The organism is Vibrio sp. GJ43-1, from assembly GCF_055808835.1.
Window position 1 is genome coordinate 902560 of the sequence record NZ_CM147884.1, and the last position, 19323, is coordinate 921882.

A 19323-nucleotide genomic window follows, 5' to 3' on the forward strand; every position below is an offset into this window, starting at 1 on the left:
CGCCGTTTGTTTTGATAGGTATAGTATATTTATTTCTAATGAGATGATAATTAGGACTATTTGAAATAAACTATTACGGTACTGTAACAATAGGCGACGTGGGTCGTTGAGAATAGAGTAAAGGGTAGAGCAATGGCAGATTGGGAAGGCGTCAATGAGTTTGTTGCGGTGGTGGAAAGCCAAAGTTTTACGGTGCTGCAAATAGACTTAATACCTCGGTTGCAAATATCAGCCGACGAGTCAACGCACTTGAGCAGCGACTCGGGGTGAAGCTGTTAGTCAGAACAACGAGAAAAGTCTCGGTTACGGAGGCAGGAGAAAGTTATTTTCGCCACTGTAAACCATTGCTTGAAGGACTAATGTCGGCCGAATTGGCGGTGACTCAGCTGCAAGTCGCACCGAAAGGATTGATTAAGGTCACCGCCCCAGTGACATTTGGTGAGCAAGCGTTAGCGCCAATTCTTCATCAATTTTTAAAAGCACACCCCCAGATTGAGTTGGATGTGATGCTTTCTAATCAAAAAATAGACTTAGTGCAAGAAGGGTTCGATTTAGCTATTCGTTTAGGGCAATTAGATGATTCTTCGATGATGGCGAGAAAGTTACTGGATCGGCAGGTTTTTGTTTGCTGTAGTCCAGAGTATCTCTCGACCTATGGCGAGCCTCATACCTTATCTGAGCTAAAAAGGCATCAGTGTTTACGAGGGTCTGTTCGCCACTGGCGTTTTAGCGATGGAGGCAGTGAAAGGGTGATTAATATTAACGGCAGACTACAGTGTAATAGTGGCTATGCGTTGGTGGATGCGGCACTAAAGGGGTTAGGGATCGTGCAGCTTCCAGATTATTATGTGCAGCCTTATCTGGAGTCTGGTGAATTGGTGGAATTGCTGAGTGACTATCGTGGCAATCGAGAGGGTATTTGGGCGCTCTATCCGCAAAATAGAATGCTGACGTCCAAAGTAAGAACGTTGATAGATTATCTTGTAGAGGCCTTTAGTCAATATGGAAAGTAATGACAATTCCGTGCCTTGTGCTGAAGAATATAGCGAGGAAGATCGCCAGTTTATGCGACGTGCGATTGCACTTGCTCATGAAGCTGAGCGTGAGGGTGAGGTTCCCGTTGGAGCGGTGTTAGTGAAAGATGGTGAAATTATCGCTGAAGGCTGGAATCGCTCGATTGGGCTGCATGATGCAACGGCGCATGCTGAAATTCAAGTATTGAGAGCGGCCGGGAAAAGACTTGAGAACTACCGACTACTTGATACCACGCTTTATGTCACCTTGGAACCGTGCCCAATGTGCGCGGGTGCTTTATTGCATAGTCGAGTGAAACGAATTGTCTACGGTGCACCCGATCTTAAAGCGGGAGCGGCTGGGACAGTACTTAATTTATTCGAGAGTCAGGCGTCTTATCATTACGCTGATGTTGAGCATGGTTTGCTCGCCAACGAGTGTCGTGAACAGTTACAGGCGTTTTTTAAGCGTCGAAGAAAAGAGATAAAGGAAGCGAAAAAGGCGCGGCGTTTACAGCAAGATAAAGGGGAAACAAACACCTGAGAGACAGGTGTTTGTCAGTCAGGGTGTTTCAGCGGTCGTTAAGGCGCAATCAATTGCATGAAAGCACGATTTCGCCAAATGATTTTCTTTTTATTGTTCGCTAACTTTCGCTTTCTGCGATTCGCAGACACGGTTTTACTTAAGTTTCTTGATTGTATTCGTCTCTTAGCAAGCATGAAACGATCTCCTATCACTAATAATTCGGTGCTCAACAAGGTATCGGATTAATGGGATACCTTCAAAGGGCGATGTTAAGGGGGATGTAGCACGGCGCAGACAATATCACTAATTCAGCGCGATAGCGCTATGTTAATTGATAATTACAATGGGCAGAGGTGTTCTTGGTTAGCGAGTATTGGTTAGCGTGTATGGTTTAACGTGCATGGTTTAACGTGTATTGTGTAGCTGTCGTGAGTCTTTAACCCTTTCTCATAATGTAGAACAAATTGAGTTGAGTTCAAGAATACGCAAATACGAATTCTTGAACTCATGCTACCTGTGCGGTAAGCGGGCGGTGTATTAGCCTACTCTAACTAAGGGTTCGTGTCTGCAGCGGCCTCTGAGGTTGCTATCGCTTCGCTGACAGCAGGTTGAAGGGTTCCTACAGCGGCAGAGCTGACCGCGACGGGTGTGATGACAGTGAGCCCGTCTGTACTATTGTCTAGTTCCGCTTCAGCGGCGATTTGTTTATCAACATGGCCGATGATGCTTTGATAGTAGCGACGTATATTCTCTACGTAGTTTTGCGCTTCATCGCCACGCGCATAGCCATATCGTGTCTGACTGTAGTATTTCTTTTGGCGCAGCAGGGGTAAGCGGTCTTTCACATCCGCCCAAGCATCTGGGTTACCACCTTGTCGCTTAGTTAAGCGTCTTGCGTCCATCATATGGCCGAACCCGAGGTTATAAGAAGCCAGCGCAAACCAAATCTTCTCATGCTCAGTAATTGAGTCAGGCACTCGACCGACAATATAGCGAAGGTACTGCACCCCGCCTCGTACGGATTGTTCAGGGTCAAGACGATTGGTCACATTGACAATTTTAGCGGTTGGTAGCGTCAACATCATCATGCCACGAACCCCTGTCGGTGATTTAGCGACCGGGTTCCAGTGCGATTCTTGATACGCGAGGGCTGCGATTAAGCGCCAATCGAATTCTTGAGAATACTGTTTAAACAACGGTGACCATTTAGGCAGTTTGCTGTCGAGGGCTCGAATAAAAGCGCGAGTATCAACGTAATCAAAAGTGCCAATATGACCGATGTATTTTTCTTCTAAGTTAGCGAGCTCACCACTTTGTTTTAGACTACCAAAAAACTCGATCAATAATGCGTATAAGCTTTCGTCGTCAGATTTTCTCATGTACCAAGAAATAGGTTGATCCTCGGTCATCTCGAAAGCTAGGGCGAGGTCAGGGTAGATGCGTTGCGAGAGCGATAACTCAACAGAGTCTGCCATAGTGAAGAGCAGTTCACCTTCAGAGACTTGCTTGAGTAGATCGTTGACATCCGCGTTAGCATCAACCTTAAAGCGAAATTCGGCATTGTCTTTGGCGACGTGATTTAAGGTACGCTCGAAATGAGAGTCTTGCACCACAGCAAACACATCTTCGCCATCGGCTTTTTCGATTAATTCAGCTTGATTGGCTAATAGTTGCTCAAGATTTCTTGGTCGCCATTGGCCTTTCTTATACACCACTTGTTGACTCACGTAGTAATAAGCGGGACCAGCACGAAACTGCTCGATACGCTGCGGTGATTGGCTTAACCCGGCAGATATAATATCAATCTCACCTTTTTCTAGCGCAGGAAAGAGGCTTGAAAGGCGGTAGGCGGGTTTCATCTCCAACTTAACACCAAGCTCGTCTGCGAACTGGCGGGCTAATTCATAATCCAATCCGGTTGGGCCGTCTGGACCAATGTAGTAAGAGAGTTGGTTGTTCAGCGTTCCTACACGCAGCACGCCTCGTTCCTGGATGCTTTCCAATTCGCTTTTGGGATCAGAGTCTATTTGGCACCCGAAGAGACCTAACGATAAGGTCAGCAACGTTGTTAGTTTTAGCCAACGAACAGAATAATTATTTCGCATTAATTTAATTATCTCACGAGAACGATGTTGCCTTTATACCAAAGCTAGAACTTCTGGCAAAGCAACATCATAGAAAGTCTCGTTTACTGTCACTTTATCGCCTTTGTTCGTTGTATTTTTGCAATTAAGAAAAAAATGACGAAAACGTTTGCGCAAGTGGTTACGTCACAAAAAAATACACTATAATACGCCGGAATCAAGGGGGCAGAAATTGGCATATGTTCATTTTTTAAATGTAACTTGTTGAATTTATTCCAATATCACCTCAAATCAATTGCATAAGAGACCTAAGCACATGAGAATTTTGCGTGGCTCCCCAGCTCTTTCTGAGTTTCGTGTTAACAAGCTAGTAGAGCTTTGTCGTGAATTAAGCCTACCTGTCACAGGTATTTACGCTGAGTTTGCCCACTTTGCCGACCTGACATCAGACTTAGATGCGTCTGAAGTCGAAAAATTGGAGAAGTTGCTGACTTACGGTCCAACAATCGAAGAACATGAACCAACGGGTACACTATTACTAGTTACGCCTCGTCCGGGTACTATCTCGCCATGGTCGTCTAAATCGACAGATATTGCGCATAACTGTGGTCTGAATAAAGTCACACGTTTAGAGCGTGGTACCGCTTTTTATGTTGAATCATCAAGCGAATTAACTGAGCTTCAATTAGTAGAGCTGAAAGCGATCCTTCATGACCGCATGATGGAAGTCGTGTTCAATGACTTTGATTCTGCAGCGGCGCTTTTCACTGTGGCAGAACCAGCACCTTATGCTGAGGTTGACCTGCTTAGTGGTGGTCGTAAAGCGCTTGAAGAAGCAAACGTTACCCTAGGTCTTGCCCTTGCTGAAGATGAGATTGATTACCTTCTTGAAAGCTTTACAGAAAAGCTAGGTCGCAATCCAACAGACATAGAGCTTATGATGTTTGCACAAGCAAACTCAGAACACTGTCGTCACAAAATTTTTAACGCTGACTGGACTATTGATGGCGTTAAGCAAGAAAAATCATTGTTTAAGATGATTAAGAACACGTTTGAAACGACACCAGAACACGTGTTATCTGCTTATAAAGATAATGCAGCAGTTATGACTGGTTCAACTGTTGGTCGTTTCTTCCCAGATCCAGACACGCGCCAATATAACTATCATCAAGAGAAAACGCACATCTTGATGAAGGTTGAGACGCACAACCACCCAACGGCTATTTCTCCTTGGCCGGGCGCATCAACCGGTTCTGGCGGTGAAATCCGCGATGAAGGCGCAACGGGTATCGGTGGTAAGCCTAAAGCAGGCCTTGTCGCTTTCTCTGTCTCTAACCTTAAGATCCCGAACTTCGTTCAACCTTGGGAAACGGACTTTGGTAAGCCAAGCCGTATCGTTACTGCTCTGGATATTATGCTTGAAGGTCCTCTTGGTGGTGCGGCGTTTAACAACGAATTTGGTCGTCCAAACCTATTAGGTTACTTCCGTACTTACGAAGAGAAAGTTAACTCTCATGCTGGTGAAGAGGTACGTGGTTACCACAAGCCAATTATGTTAGCTGGTGGTTTAGGTAACATTCGTGATGAGCACGTTCAGAAGAAAGAGATCCCTGTAGGTGCAAGCCTAATCGTTCTCGGTGGTCCTGCAATGAACATCGGCCTTGGCGGTGGTGCTGCATCTTCAATGGACTCTGGTTCTTCTTCTGAAGATCTCGATTTTGCTTCTGTACAACGTGAAAACCCAGAGATGGAGCGTCGTTGTCAGGAAGTGATTGACCGTTGTTGGCAGCTTGGTGATGCGAACCCAATCGCCTTCATTCATGATGTGGGCGCGGGTGGTATTTCAAACGCACTTCCTGAGTTAGTGGACGATGGTGAGCGTGGCGGTATCTTTAACCTACGTGACGTACCAAACGATGAGCCGGGCATGAGTCCTCTTGAAATCTGGTGTAACGAATCTCAAGAGCGTTACGTAATGGCAGTTGCTGACAAAGACATGGCAACGTTTGACGCGATTTGTAAGCGTGAACGCGCACCATATGCCGTTGTAGGTAAGGCAACAGAAGAGCGTGAACTTAAACTAGAAGATTCACACTTCGATAACACGCCAATTGATATGCCAATGGACATCTTGCTAGGTAAAACACCTAAGATGCACCGTGACGCGAAAACGTTGAAAGCGAACAACCCGGCGATTGATCGCTCTGGTATCGAGATGAACGAAGCGGTTGACCGTGTTCTTCGTCTACCAACGGTTGCAGAAAAAACATTCCTTATCACCATCGGTGACCGCTCGGTAACAGGCCTAGTTGCTCGTGACCAAATGGTAGGCCCTTGGCAGGTTCCTGTTGCTAACTGCGCAGTAACAGCAGCAAGCTACGACACTTACCACGGTGAGGCTATGTCTCTAGGTGAGCGTACGCCAGTTGCTCTACTCGATTTCGGTGCATCGGCTCGTCTAGCTGTTGGTGAAGCAATCACTAACATCGCAGCGACAAATATCGGCGATATTAAGCACATTAAACTGTCGGCTAACTGGATGTCTCCAGCTGGTCACCCAGGTGAAGATGCCTGGTCTTTATGAAGCGGTAAAAGCGGTAGGTGAAGAGCTTTGTCCTGCACTTGGCTTAACGATTCCAGTTGGTAAAGACTCAATGTCGATGAAGACCAAGTGGGAAGAGAACGGCGAGCAGAAAGAAGTCACTTCTCCGCTATCTCTCGTTATTACAGCGTTTGCTCGTGTTGAAGATGTTCGTAAGACCATTACTCCGCAGCTACGCACTGACAAAGGTAACACGTCACTGGTGCTTATCGACCTAGGCAACGGCAAAAACCGCATGGGTGCGACAGCACTTGCTCAGGTATACAAGCAGCTTGGTGATAAGCCAGCAGATGTAGACAACGCAGCACAGCTAAAAGGTTTCTACGAAGGTGTTCAAGCACTAATCGCGAACGACCAAGTTGTGGCTTACCACGATAAAGGCGATGGTGGTTTATTCGTTACGCTAGCAGAAATGGCGTTCGCAGGTCACTGTGGTGTGAATGCGAATATCGAAGCATTAGGTGACGATACGCTTGCTGCGCTATTTAACGAAGAGTTAGGTGCGGTCATCCAAGTGCGCAACGATGACCTAAACGCTGTACTTGCTACACTGGCAGAAAATGGTCTAGAAGCGTGTTCACACGTCATTGGTTCGGTTGAAGCCTCTGATGAGCTAGTGATTAAGTCTGGTGAATCGGTAGTGATTGAACGTAACCGTACTGAACTACGTACTATCTGGGCTGAAACCACGCATAAGATGCAATCACTTCGTGATAACTCTGCGTGTGCCGATCAAGAGCATGAAGCGAAGAAAGATAACTCAGACCCAGGTCTAAACGTTAGCTTGAGCTACGATGTTAATGAAGATATCGCAGCGCCATATATTGCGACAGGCGCGAAACCTAAGATGGCGATTTTGCGTGAGCAAGGCGTTAACTCTCACGTTGAAATGGCAGCGGCATTTGACCGTGCAGGCTTTGAAGCAACCGATATTCACATGAGCGATATCCTAACGGGTCAAGCGGTTCTAGAAGAGTACAACGGCCTTGTGGCTTGTGGTGGCTTCTCTTACGGTGACGTACTAGGTGCTGGTGAAGGTTGGGCTAAGTCAGTACTGTTTAACGACTCTACACGTGACCAATTTGAAAACTTCTTCAAGCGTGAAGATACCTTCTCTCTAGGTGTGTGTAACGGTTGTCAGATGCTGTCTAACCTACGTGAATTGATTCCGGGTGCAGAGTACTGGCCTCGTTTCGTGCGTAACGAATCTGAGCGCTTTGAAGCTCGTTTCAGCTTAGTAGAAGTTCAGAAGTCTGATTCTGTATTCTTCAACGGCATGGAAGGTTCTCGTATGCCTATCGCGGTTTCTCACGGTGAAGGCCGCGTAGAAGTGCGTGATAACGAGCACCTAAACGCGATTGAAAATTCAGGTACAGTGGCGCTACGTTACGTTGATAACAACGGTAATCCGACGCAGCAATACCCGAATAACCCGAATGGTTCACCAAACGCTATCACCTAGGTCTCACGACAACGGATGGCCGTGTAACCATTATGATGCCTCACCCAGAGCGAGTATTCCGTACGGTTGCTAACTCTTGGGCTCCAGAGACTTGGGGTGAAAACGGTGCTTGGATGCGTATGTTCCAAAACGCGCGCAAGAATATCGGTTAATCGCTAGGTTAATGACATAGTCAATTGGAAAGGTCGTCAGTGTAAGCGCTGGCGACCTTTTTTATTGCCAGTTGTTTTCTTGCTAGCTGTTTTATGGCGATTATTAGTCATTTAGTACGATAAAAAAATCCGTCGTTGTTGCTAAAAATAGTGGAGCGTAATTGAACTAATTGTGTTCTAATACCGCGCTGGCTTAGGGATGGCTGACAAAGTAATGATAATTATGTTGGAACATCCCTTAACAAAACCCTTAGGAATCATCTAAATGTCTGAAAATAAAAAATTTGCTATCCGTCTAACGGAAAAGCGCAATGGTTGGTCTGCAGAAATTACTCGCCAAGTAACCTCTCGTAGAACGGTAGTATCTAAGCGTGAGATGGGTTTTGAAAGCGAAGAATTAGCACAAGCTTGGGCAGAGAAAGAGCTACAAGGCTTTATTGCAAGCCAGGCTGAACGTAATGCTCGTAAATCTGAAGCTCGTAAAGAGAAAGAAGCCAAAGAGCACGCGAAAGAAGCTCTAAAAGCAGTAAAAGCTGCCGCTCGCCAAGATAGCGCTGAGCAAGAAGACGAAGAGTAATCATTTTAGTACTGTTGACGAGTTTTGATTCGTTGATAGGTACCAATAAAAAACCGCTGTATTATCAGCGGTTTTTTTGTGCGCGTTTTTCATGGGTCGTGCATCCACCCTTAAGGCCGTTGTTATCTTCGACTTAAAATACTTGCTCTTCGAGTTTGCTGACCAGTTCTGGTGGAAGCTGAAGTTGTTTTGCCAGTTCTTGTAAGTACGCTTTTTCCATAAAGTTTTGTTCATCCACGACAAGTAAACTCGCAAGATAAATTTCCGCTCCTTGCTCTGGTGAGTGTGAAAGCTGCGCAATATAGCTAGGATCAAGCGGTTTTGCGATTTCAGCTTGAACGAATGCCTGAAGATGAGCGTCGGCATGCATTCGTTGTAGCGCTTGGTCAATTTTACTCATTTCTGCTTCATCAATATGACCATCGGCTTTGGCTGCCCCAATCATGGCTTTGAGAACGATTTCTTCATGATTGGTATTGGCAAATTCATTGATGGTTGCCCCTTGTGAATCTGAGGCATTCTTTTTATCCCAATCGTTGTAAATCTTAAATGCCAGAGCGCCAAGAGCGGCTGCGCTGCCAACGCCTAGTGCTGTTTTGCCCATTTTTTTGGTTTTCTTCGATCCCATGAGCATACCAAGTAAGCCGCCGCCGACGGCCCCTGCACCTAATGCACCCATGGTTTTCTTGTCACTGAGAGCAGAGCTAAGGTTCGATGATGACTGAGAGGCTTTTTGGGTCGCTTTACTCACAACATCTGATTTGAGTGCTTGATTAAGTAGTGATTTCAGATCCATCGTATTCTCCAAAATATATGAGTAGAGTTTAGGTTTTTGAGCGATTCGTGCTTAAGATCTAATGCGATTGGCACGTCATATCTATGATGGTAATAGAGTGAATCTGAACTGAAGATGAAGTTGGTTTGTTTATTGGCATTAAAAAGGCAGCCAATAGGCTGCCTTTTATGACCGAGGTCGTTTCATTTACGATGATCAGTTGCGCTGATCAATTGCGGTATAGCGTTACGCTAATTGCGCTTTAACATGCTCAACGATGTCTGAGATAGCAATTGGTGCTTTCTCGCCATTGCGACGGTTCTTATATTCGAAGTTGCCTTCGTCCATGCTGCGGTCACCAATAACGATGGTGTGTGGAATACCGATAAGCTCGATATCTTTAAACATCACACCAGGACGCTCTTTACGATCATCAAACAGGACTTCGATCCCCATAGCCGTTAATTCAGCGTATAGCTTCTCAGCCGCTTCCTTCACACGCTCTGATTTATGCATGTTCATTGGCACAATCGCCACTTGGAAAGGGGCAAGGGCGTCTGGCCATACGATACCGAATTTATCGTGGTTTTGCTCGATAGCGGAGGCAACAACACGTGATACACCAATGCCGTAACAACCCATCTCTAGTGTTACGCTCTTACCGTCAGGACCAAGAACGTTACAGTTCATTTTCTCTGAGTAGTTAGTGCCCAGTTGGAAAATATGGCCCACTTCGATACCACGCTTAAGTTGGATAGTGCCTTGACCACATGGGCTAAGGTCGCCTTCAACAACGTTACGTAGGTCTTCAACTTGAGCAAGCTCAACGTCACGGCCCCAATTGATGCCGAAGTAATGCTTACCGTCTACGTTTGCGCCAGCGCCGAAGTCGCTCATTACTGCAACAGAGCGGTCAACGATGAATGGTAGCTCTAAGCCAACAGGGCCAAGTGAACCCGGACCAGCACCAACCAGTGCACGAATTGCAGCTTCATCAGCCATTTCTAGTGGAGAAGCAACCTGTGGGAGGTTTTCTGCTTTCACTTCGTTAAGTTCATGATCACCACGGATGATAAGAGCAATGATATCGGCATCTACTTCATCAGAAGCTTTAACGAACAGAGTCTTAACTGTCTTCTCGATGGCTAGACCGTGTTGTTCTACTAGCTCTGCGATTGTTTTTGCGTTTGGTGTATCAACCAGTTCCATCTCTTGCGTTGGCGCAGCCGCTTCAGTTGTAGGGGCGAGTGCTTCGGCTTTTTCGATGTTCGCTGCGTAATCCGATTCAGAAGAGAAGGCGATGAGGTCTTCGCCGCTTTCAGCAAGAACGTGGAACTCTTGAGAGCCGCTGCCGCCGATTGCGCCAGAGTCTGCCAATACTGGACGGTACTCAAGACCCATGCGGTCGAAGGCTTTACAGTAAGCATCGTGCATGGCTTGGTAAGATTGCTCTAGACCGTCTTTGTCGATATCAAAGCTGTACGCATCCATCATAGAGAATTCACGAGCACGCATTACGCCAAAACGAGGACGGCGTTCATCGCGGAATTTAGTCTGGATTTGGTACAGGTTAAGAGGAAGCTGCTTGTAAGAACTAATCTCGTTGCGAACTAGGCTTGTGACGACTTCTTCCGCTGTAGGGCTAAGAACAAACGGACGAGAGTGGCGGTCAGTGAAACGAAGCAGTTCCGGACCCATTTTCTCGCTGCGACCAGTCTCTTCCCAAAGCTCAAACGGTTGAACGACGGGCATCAAGATTTCAACGGCACCGGCATTATCGATCTCTTGGCGAACGATATTTTCTACTTTACGCAGTACACGTAGACCAGTAGGTAGCCAAGTATATAAACCTGAAGCTAGCTTACGGATCATACCTGCACGTAGCATCAGCTGGTGGCTGATAACTTCTGCGTCGTTTGGAGTTTCTTTCAAAGTGGAAAGAAGGTAGTTACTGGTACGCATTCTATGGTATCCGTTTCATCATGATTGTAAGAGATTCAAGCCATCGCTTAAATCGAGTTAAGCCGACTATGATATCAGCGTATTGTCGTTCTACAAAGGTTCAATCGCGGTAACTAATGCCGATTCATCTATTATTTTGAATTTAATATTCCAGTCGTACAGTTTCACTCCATACTCTTTATTGTCCGGTTTGCCTTTTTTATATGCAGGCCTGGGATCTTGAGCGAGAACCTGTGCTATCACCTGACGTCGGTGCTCGCCATCTTGTCGCTGATGAAAGACAGATTCGAGACTGCTCGAAAACTGGACATCAATGAGTTCAGGTTCATCGGACGCATAGCCGCCTTGCGCTTGAGGAATGGCATCTGAGTAAGGGATGTAGGGTTTGATATCAACGATGGGCGTACCATCAACTAAATCAACGCTGCCGATATGTATTAAGGTTTGTGACCCCTGCTGTTCTACGCCTTTTAGTTCAACCGCGGACATGCCGATACCATTGGGTCTAAAAGTAGAACGAGTCGCTAACACTCCCATTCTTTCATTGCCTCCAAGGCGAGGGGGCGAACCGTTGGCTTCCAGCCCGCGTCGATGTTTTGATCGAATAAAAATAGCAACCACAGATGAGAGAATTGCTCGATGCCTTTAATGGCCTCTTGGCAGTTTGCTTGCCCCTGCAGTGTTACGGTCGCTGTCGCAGAAGAGACAAGGCGCGGTTGTCTCGGCACGGCAAATTTTTCTTTATAAGGCGAGCTGATAATGCCAATCGGTTCAATGTGGTAGGTCAAAGGCGTCACTTTAGGTCACAAAATTAAAGATTCATCATTTCAGATGTGCCTGGGGTTTTCAATAGGGGGCGAAAGGCAAGTGTGGCCTATAACATATTGGTGTGTTGATCAAAAAATGCATTTGTCATGAGAATGTTATTTCTTAATTGATATGGATGTCAGTATATGTGGTTGATTGATATTAAACCGCCTGGTTGAATATTGCGCTAATTTTACATTTGGCAACATATTGGGCTTTTAATTGCGCTTTTGGTCACGTACCCTTCGCCTGCTTTTTACAAAGTTGTCAGAAAAGGACGATAGCTTTGTCAAATAAGCCAGGACAATATAATAAAAGGAGGGGACAGATGAGTTCATCTGCCGCAATGAAACACAACAAACCAAAAAAGCCGATATTTACCCGTTTTTTAGACGGCGTTGAATATTTGGGGAATTTATTACCCCACCCAATCACACTTTTCGCTATATTCTGTGTCGCCATTTTAGTCATGTCTGGTATTGCTAGGTTACTTTGACGTTGCGGTTGTCGACCCTCGCCCAGAAGGCGCACCTGGTCGTGCTGCTGATGGAATGATCAAAGTTGTCAGCTTATTCAATGCTGAGGGCTTACAGCTTATCGTTACTAACCTTGTTAAGAACTTTACTGGCTTTGCTCCTTTAGGAACCGTGTTGGTTGCCATGCTTGGTGTTGCGATTGCTGAACACTCTGGCATGTTGTCTGCTGCAATGCGTGGCCTAGTTATGGGCGCGTCTCAACGCATGGTGACTGTAACGGTAGTGTTTGCGGGTATTATCTCTAATACCGCTTCAGAGCTTGGCTATGTGGTTCTAATTCCACTGGCTGCGATGTTATTCCACTCTCTAGGGCGTCACCCTCTAGCTAGGTCTAGCTGCTGCATTTGTCAGGTGTGTCTGGTGGTTATTCTGCAAACCTATTAATTGGTACGGTGGATCCGTTGCTTTCAGGCATTACTGAGACAGCAGCACAAATGATTGACCCAACCTACACCGTTGGCCCAGAGTCAAACTGGTACTTTATGTTTGTGTCTACCTTCTTTATCTCAATTACTGGTGCCTTTGTTACCGAGAAAATTGTTGAGCCGAAGCTGGGTAAATACAATGAAGAAGAAGCGGCGGAAGACTTATCTAATGACCGTATGGGTAAACTGTCTGACGTTGAAAAGAAAGGTCTAAAAATGGCTAGGTATTGCGGTACTGATTGTGAGTGCTGTGATTGCTTCAACGATTGTTCCTGCTAACGGTGTACTTCGTTCTGCAACAGGAGAAGTGGCTGGTTCACCTTTCTTGAAGAGTATCGTTGCGTTTATCTTTGTTTTCTTTGCGATTCCAGGATTTGTCTACGGCAAAGTCACGGGAACCATGAATAACGATCGTGACGTTATCAATGCCATGTCTAAATCGATGTCTTCAATGGGCATGTACATTGTATTGGTGTTCTTTGCAGCTCAGTTTGTCGCGTTCTTTAAGTGGACGAACTTTGGTCAGGTATTCGCGGTAGGCGGTGCTGATTTCTTACAAACCATTGGTTTGACGGGTCCTGCGTTGTTCTTTGCCTTCATCCTGATGTGTGGCTTTATCAACCTTATGATTGGTTCGGCATCTGCTCAGTGGGCGGTAACTGCACCGATCTTCGTTCCAATGTTAATGTTGGTTGGCTACGCGCCTGAGACGATTCAAGCGGCCTATCGTATTGGTGATTCGACGACGAATATCATCACACCAATGATGAGCTACTTCGGCCTTATCTTAGCGGTAGCGACACGCTACATGAAGAACCTTGGTATTGGTACTTTGATCGCCACGATGCTGCCGTACTCTATCTGCTTCTTAGTAGGCTGGAGTGTACTGTTCTATATTTGGGTATTCGTATTTGGCTTACCTGTTGGTCCTGGTGCCGCGACGTACTACACGCCTTAGTTAATGGTAGGTGGTACAGCGTTATCAAAATAAAAATGCTCCCAATTGGGAGCATTTTTTTGTTGAAGGGTGTTATTTTAGTTTTTCTAAATCGGCTTCAATCTCTGCAATTTTACCAGAGACGACTTTTTCTAAGTGACGAAGATCAGATAGGATTTTTTGTTTCACATCGACTTCTGCCACCTCAACGGGCTTAGTGATTTTGTTGAGCTCATCAATGACTAAGGTTAAGTTGCGGTTGATCTCTGTGACTTCTTTATAGCTTTGGCTGCTGCTATTTACCCTGACGTTCTTAACTTGCCTTGGGTATTTGAACTTAACACTCTTAGCAAACAGTTCACCTTTCTGTTTACGAAAATATATTTTTAACACATCCTTGTGCGCTTCTTGTCGAATTGAGTAACGCTCAATCTGTTTAGGTTCATGAATGCCTAAACTCGTGAGGTTTGGATACATAGTTTACCTCTTTCATTGTGTGTTCTAAGTACAAATGTAGCAGTCTATTGGTGTGGTAGATAGTTGATAAGTTGAACGATTAAGAAGAAATGTGGGGAGATCGCTTAATATTCATTCTGAATAAGTAGGGAAAGCTAGGTTCATAATAGAACCTAGCTTTTTAGATTGAATATTTTGCCATTAGGCCGATATTTGTTCTGAAATGGTGTCGTGCAATTTCTGTTTCAATGCTTCTTCTTCCTCTTCAGAAAGGCGTCCTCCACTGGCGCTGGTTAAAATGAATAGATCTTCCGCCCGCTCACCAATGGTCGTGATTTTGGCGGCATGGAGGCTTACATCACACTGTGCGAATGTAGCACCTACCTTCGCAAGTAAGCCAGGTGCATCGAGTGCGACGAGTTCCATTAATGTCCGCTTCTTACTTTTCGTTGGTAGAAAGTCCACTTTGGTTTTTACGTTGAAATGTTTTAAGTTTCGCGGTGCACGGCGCGCTTTTATTTTGGTTGGCTTGCCACTTTCAAGTACTCGTATTAAGTGCTTAATGACAGCTGAGTGACGAGTGGTATCAATTTTTTTACTGTGATGATCGAGTACCATAAACGTATCGAGAACAAAACCGTCTTTACTGGTCATGATTTGTGCGTCGTGGACATTAAAATTGCGTCGATCGAGCTCAGCGACCACTGTCGCAAATAAAGCGGGTTGGTCTTTGCTGTAAACAAAAACTTCGGTACCGCCCCGCGTGGCCTTTTTACTCATCAACACCAGTGGCTTAGATGGGTCTTCGGAGTTTAAAATATGCTCACAATGCCAGGCGATTTGTTTGTGCGTATGTCGTAAGAAGTAATCCGCCTTAAATCGTTGCCACAATACCTCAATTTCACGGGCAGCAAAGCCTTGCTTTCTTAGGAGTGCAGAGGCGAGCTGTTGGTTGTGACGAATACGGTCTCGAACATCGACTGGGTTTTCAAGACCGCGTCTTAATACGCGTTGGGTGGAGTGAAATAACTCAGCGAGGAGCGTTCGTTTCCAACTGTTCCAGAGTTCAGGGTTAGTCGCGCAGATGTCGGCCACAGTTAGGCAAACTAAGTATTCTAAATATTCTTCATCACGTACTTTTTTAGCAAATTCAATGATCACGTCTGGATCGTAAATATCGCGCCTTTGCGCGGTGACAGACATTAAGAGGTGACTTTGCACCAGCCATGAGACGAGCTTAGCTTCGGGCTTTGATAGCCCATGTTCAATACAAAACTCGAACGCTTCAACCGCGCCAATTTCAGAGTGGTCACCACCTCGCCCTTTGCCGATATCATGAAAAATCGCCGCGAGGATCAGCAGCTCTTTCTTTTGCATTCTTGGATAGACTTCACAACATATGGGATGCTTGGAATAACTCTCTTCCAAGCTAAAGGTGTGAATGTGGTTGAGCAATCGGATGCTGTGTTCATCGACGGTATAAACATGAAAAAGGTCGAATTGCATCTGGCCGACAATTTGGCTCCATTGTGGCAGATAGGCTGCTAACACCCCTAATTTATGCATCAACCGGAAAGCCCGGTGGAGGGCGTTGGGATGACGGACAAGATCCATAAACTTGTCTCGCGCTGCGGGAATTTCATGTAGAAACTTATTTAACCGACGACGAGCTGTACGCAGCTGTCTCAGCGTAGCTGGGCTTACGCCTTCGATGCTTGAATCGTTGGCAATGTGGATAAACATATCCAAGATGGTTTCTGGACGCGCTTGGAACAGAGCGGGTTTCCTCGCTTCAATAAGATGTCCCCGACGCTGAAAGTCATTATCGAGGACTTCAGCGGCAACAATTTGTCCTTTGTTGATGATGGCTTGGTCGAATAGTTTTAGTAGCATTTTATTGAGTTCAGCGACACGTCTTAGCGTGCGATAGAACTCCTTCATCATCATTTCTACGGCAATGTTGCCTTCACCGACAAAGCCAAGGCTTTCTGCAACTTGGGCCTGATGACCAAAGGTGAGTCGATTGTCATAGCGTCTGAGTTCGATATGTAGGGCAAAGCGCACGCGCCATAAGAAATTTTGACATTCGACCAACTCGCGATATTCCGCATCAGTGAGAAAGCCAAAACGGCTCATTTCAAATAAAGACGTGGCACCAAAGTGGCGACGAGCTACCCAACTTAGAGTATGGATGTCCCTCAGACCGCCTGGTGTAGATTTGATATCGGGTTCTAAATTGTAAGTGGTATCGTGATACTTAGAGTGACGGGTTTTTTGTTCGTTTATTTTTGCTCGATAGAAGTCTTCTGATGTCCAAAAAGTGTCGGAATCCACGACGTTTTTCAGTTGTGAAAACGTGTCCTCACTGCCGCATAGCAATCGTGCTTCTTGCAGGTTAGTGGCGACCGTAAGGTCAGATTGTCCTATTTCAACGCATTCTGCGACTGTTCGAACGGCATGACCCACTTCTAAGCGAAGATCCCATAACAAGGTGATGAATTCACTGACGGTCGTTTCTAGCGCGGGTGTGAGCTTATTACGCGAGACAAACAGAATATCGATGTCGGAAAGTGGGTGAAGTTCACCCCTGCCGTAACCTCCGACTGCGACCAATGCAAGGTTAGTCTGATTGTTAAGACCACTATGCTGCCAAAGTCGGTTGAGCAGCAAATCGATATAGTCTGAACGACCAAGAATCAAATCGGCAATGGGGTGGTGATTTAAGAACTCGTGCTTTTGATGGTCGGAAAAGGTATCCAGCTGGGCTTTGAGTTCTTCCACGGTCAGTTGTTCATCACTGAGCGTTGTGGGGGTCTGAAAAGTCATAAAAGGCGCAATCCGTGCAAGCAAAAAGAAAATCTAACTACGGTTATACCAAAATGGTGAAGATAAAAAAATATCCTCACATTGTGAGGATATTTTTAAAAGACGAAATAACGGAGCAATTAAGCGTTGTTCATATGGCGAGGAATGGTTTCCTCAGCTCGTAATGTGAGGACTTCACAGCCTGTTTTAGTCACAACAATAGTATGTTCCCATTGCGCAGAGTTTTTACCATCACCGAGTATAAACAGTCCAGTCATCTTCGGCGTCGATGCTACAACCAAATTTACCTGCATTAATCATTGGCTCGATGGTAAACACCATGCCTTCTTTTAGCACGCGGCGGTCGGCATTTTTATAGTGAACAACTTGAGGTTCTTCATGAAACTCAGAACCAATACCGTGGCCACAAAAATCTTTTACGATTGAGAATTTAGCGCGAGGGTTGTTTTTATTATTGGTCTTAATGTACTTCTCGATCTCTGTACCGATAGCGCCAACGGTTGAGCCAGGCTTGACGGTTTTCATGCCTAAATACAGTGCTTCTTGAGCCACCATGCATAGGCGTTTATCTGCTGGAGAAACATCCCCAATTAAGAACATTTTTGATGTGTCGCCGTGATAGCCTTCAGGTCGAGTATCGAGCGAGGCATTATCATCGTTTGGGATGATGACGGTGACATCAACGTTGACGATATCGCCGCTCTTGAGTACCGCTGGTTTTGTCTTGCCAGTGGTCCCCATTTCATCGTTTTCAGCAGGGATGCCATGGCAAACAATATGGTTGATGGAAGTACAGATAGACTTTGGATAACCATGATAATCGAGAGGCGCTGAGTATGCGCCGTTTTTGCGCGTGTAGTCAGCACAAATTCTATCAAGTTCCTCGGTAGTCGCGCCCTCTTTGACGTGGGGCTCGATCATTTCCAAAAGCTCGGCCGCAAGTTTACCTGCGATACGCATTCTTTCGATTTCAGCTTCAGTTTTGATTTTGATAGACATTTGTGTTCTCTACTCTCTAATTTGACGCGTTATTCTAACAACGACGAGATTAAGCGCAACAAGAATAAAACTCGTTTCTAAGATTGTTGCTGTGATAATGGTAGTTCGGTTTGGTCATTTATGTCGTTAGAGCGTGGTTTGAATTTGCTCAATTATTGTGATTTTTCTGGTATTGAGGTGGCAAAATATGGTATAAAGCGCGCCAGAATATAGAGTCAGTTTCTCCCTTGCGGCGAACTGCCTTTGTTTTCTCATTAACTTTAATTTAAATCACACACATTTCGTCACATGTTCCGGGGTGCTTGAGTAATCATTCATACCAAGTCGGATTCATGGGAAATGTGGAGGCCTAACCCCATAGAGGATTTTAAAATGGCAACTGTATCAATGCGCGATATGCTTAAAGCTGGTGTTCACTTCGGTCACCAAACTCGTTACTGGAACCCAAAAATGAAGCCATTCATCTTTGGTGCTCGTAACAAAGTTCATATCATCAACCTAGAAAAAACTGTACCTATGTTCAACGATGCACTAGCTGAGCTAGCTAAAATCGGCGAGAAAAAAGGTAAAGTTCTTTTTGTTGGTACTAAGCGCGCTGCGTCTGAAGCTGTTAAAGAAGCTGCAATCAACAGCAACCAGTACTACGTGAACAACCGTTGGTTGGGCGGCATGCTAACGAACTACAAAACAGTTCGTCAGTCTATCAAGCGTCTAAAAGAATACGAAGCGCAAGCTCAAGACGGTACTTTCGAGAAAATCACTAAGAAAGAAGCTCTAATGCGTACTCGCGAAATGGAGAAGCTAGAGAAGTCTCTTGGTGGTATCAAGAACATGGGCGGTCTTCCTGACGCACTATTCGTAATCGACGCTGATCACGAGCACATCGCTGTTAAAGAAGCAAACAACCTAGGTATCCCAGTTTACGCTGTAGTTGATACTAACTCTAACCCAGACGGCGTTGACTTCATCATTCCTGGTAATGACGATGCAATCCGTGCAGTACAGCTTTACCTAAACGCTGCTGCAGACTCGGTTAAAGAAGGTCGTAACAAAGATGTTGCTGCTGTAGCTGCTGAGAAAGACGGTTTCGTAGAAGAAGCTGAATAATAGCGACTATAAGTCACACTTAGTTTTGGGCAACGTCTAGTTTTCATATAAACTAAGTTATAGTTAGCATCAGGGGC

Annotated in this window: 9 protein-coding genes and 5 pseudogenes; 6 read left to right on the plus strand and 8 right to left on the minus strand. The window is 45.5% G+C overall.

Going from position 1 to position 19323, the window contains the following annotated elements; all coding sequences use genetic code 11:
- Positions 1 to 132: 132 nt before the first annotated feature.
- Both AC0L66_RS04280 and tadA read left to right on the plus strand, forming a co-directional pair.
- Positions 133 to 1013, plus strand: a pseudogene (locus AC0L66_RS04280) (LysR family transcriptional regulator).
- Positions 1003 to 1557, plus strand: coding sequence for a tRNA adenosine(34) deaminase TadA (tadA, locus tag AC0L66_RS04285; RefSeq protein WP_265674508.1), 555 nt, complete (start codon positions 1003 to 1005; stop codon positions 1555 to 1557). The pseudogene AC0L66_RS04280 and the gene tadA overlap by 11 nt, the downstream one beginning before the upstream one ends.
- Positions 1558 to 2090: 533 nt before the next feature.
- Here tadA and mltF read toward each other — a convergent pair.
- Positions 2091 to 3644 carry a membrane-bound lytic murein transglycosylase MltF gene (gene mltF / locus AC0L66_RS04290; RefSeq protein ID WP_473568477.1) on the minus strand — a complete coding sequence of 518 codons (1554 nt, stop codon included), beginning with the start codon at positions 3642 to 3644 and terminating at the stop codon, positions 2091 to 2093.
- A gap of 295 nt (positions 3645 to 3939) precedes the next feature.
- Here mltF and purL point away from each other — a divergent pair.
- Together purL and AC0L66_RS04300 are read left to right on the plus strand one after the other, a co-directional pair.
- Positions 3940 to 7839, plus strand: a pseudogene (gene purL, locus AC0L66_RS04295) (phosphoribosylformylglycinamidine synthase).
- 265 nt (positions 7840 to 8104) lie between these two features.
- Complete coding sequence (locus tag AC0L66_RS04300; protein WP_265674511.1) at positions 8105 to 8416, plus strand: DUF3622 domain-containing protein; 312 nt, start codon at positions 8105 to 8107, stop codon at positions 8414 to 8416.
- Between the two features lie 133 nt (positions 8417 to 8549).
- On the opposite strand, the gene AC0L66_RS04305 is transcribed toward AC0L66_RS04300, so the two are convergent.
- The 4 genes and pseudogenes from AC0L66_RS04305 to tsaA all read right to left on the minus strand — a co-directional run.
- Positions 8550 to 9212, minus strand: a complete 663-nt coding sequence (locus AC0L66_RS04305; protein ID WP_473568479.1) for a tellurite resistance TerB family protein — start codon at positions 9210 to 9212, stop codon at positions 8550 to 8552.
- Positions 9213 to 9437: 225 nt separating this feature from the next.
- The gene (locus AC0L66_RS04310) at positions 9438 to 11153 is read right to left on the minus strand and encodes a proline--tRNA ligase (protein WP_265674513.1); all 1716 of its coding nucleotides are present in this window, start codon (positions 11151 to 11153) and stop codon (positions 9438 to 9440) included.
- Between the two features lie 90 nt (positions 11154 to 11243).
- Complete coding sequence (locus tag AC0L66_RS04315; RefSeq protein ID WP_473569183.1) at positions 11244 to 11591, minus strand: TrmO family methyltransferase domain-containing protein; 348 nt, start codon at positions 11589 to 11591, stop codon at positions 11244 to 11246.
- Positions 11577 to 11950: pseudogene (tsaA, locus tag AC0L66_RS04320) on the minus strand (tRNA (N6-threonylcarbamoyladenosine(37)-N6)-methyltransferase TrmO); the annotation flags it as partial. The pseudogene tsaA and the gene AC0L66_RS04315, both read right to left, overlap by 15 nt.
- Positions 11951 to 12288: 338 nt before the next feature.
- On the opposite strand from tsaA, the pseudogene AC0L66_RS04325 reads away from it, so the two are divergent.
- A pseudogene (locus AC0L66_RS04325) lies at positions 12289 to 13879 on the plus strand (AbgT family transporter).
- Positions 13880 to 13951: 72 nt separating this feature from the next.
- On the opposite strand, the gene AC0L66_RS04330 reads toward AC0L66_RS04325, so the two are convergent.
- From AC0L66_RS04330 to map, 3 genes and pseudogenes are all read right to left on the minus strand, one after another.
- Positions 13952 to 14335 carry a DUF3461 family protein gene (locus AC0L66_RS04330; protein ID WP_265674516.1) on the minus strand — a complete coding sequence of 128 codons (384 nt, stop codon included), beginning with the start codon at positions 14333 to 14335 and terminating at the stop codon, positions 13952 to 13954.
- A 180-nt stretch (positions 14336 to 14515) separates the two neighbouring features.
- Positions 14516 to 17140 carry a bifunctional uridylyltransferase/uridylyl-removing protein GlnD gene (gene glnD, locus AC0L66_RS04335; RefSeq protein ID WP_473568481.1) on the minus strand — a complete coding sequence of 875 codons (2625 nt, stop codon included), beginning with the start codon at positions 17138 to 17140 and terminating at the stop codon, positions 14516 to 14518.
- A 119-nt stretch (positions 17141 to 17259) separates the two neighbouring features.
- Positions 17260 to 18139, minus strand: a pseudogene (map, locus tag AC0L66_RS04340) (type I methionyl aminopeptidase).
- Between the two features lie 372 nt (positions 18140 to 18511).
- Here map and rpsB point away from each other — a divergent pair.
- Positions 18512 to 19246: a 30S ribosomal protein S2 gene (gene rpsB, locus AC0L66_RS04345; RefSeq protein WP_250618334.1), complete on the plus strand. Its 735-nt coding sequence runs from the start codon at positions 18512 to 18514 to the stop codon at positions 19244 to 19246.
- Positions 19247 to 19323 lie beyond the last annotated feature (77 nt).

Bases quoted from the DNA above. Each gene is read 5' to 3' on its own strand.
- tadA (WP_265674508.1), top strand. From the start codon at position 1,003: ATGGAAAGTAATGACAATTCCGTGCCTTGTGCTGAAGAATATAGCGAG.
- mltF (WP_473568477.1), bottom strand. From the start codon at position 3,644: ATGCGAAATAATTATTCTGTTCGTTGGCTAAAACTAACAACGTTGCTG.
- AC0L66_RS04300 (WP_265674511.1), top strand. From the start codon at position 8,105: ATGTCTGAAAATAAAAAATTTGCTATCCGTCTAACGGAAAAGCGCAAT.
- AC0L66_RS04305 (WP_473568479.1), bottom strand. From the start codon at position 9,212: ATGGATCTGAAATCACTACTTAATCAAGCACTCAAATCAGATGTTGTG.
- AC0L66_RS04310 (WP_265674513.1), bottom strand. From the start codon at position 11,153: ATGCGTACCAGTAACTACCTTCTTTCCACTTTGAAAGAAACTCCAAAC.
- AC0L66_RS04330 (WP_265674516.1), bottom strand. From the start codon at position 14,335: ATGTATCCAAACCTCACGAGTTTAGGCATTCATGAACCTAAACAGATT.
- glnD (WP_473568481.1), bottom strand. From the start codon at position 17,140: ATGACTTTTCAGACCCCCACAACGCTCAGTGATGAACAACTGACCGTG.
- rpsB (WP_250618334.1), top strand. From the start codon at position 18,512: ATGGCAACTGTATCAATGCGCGATATGCTTAAAGCTGGTGTTCACTTC.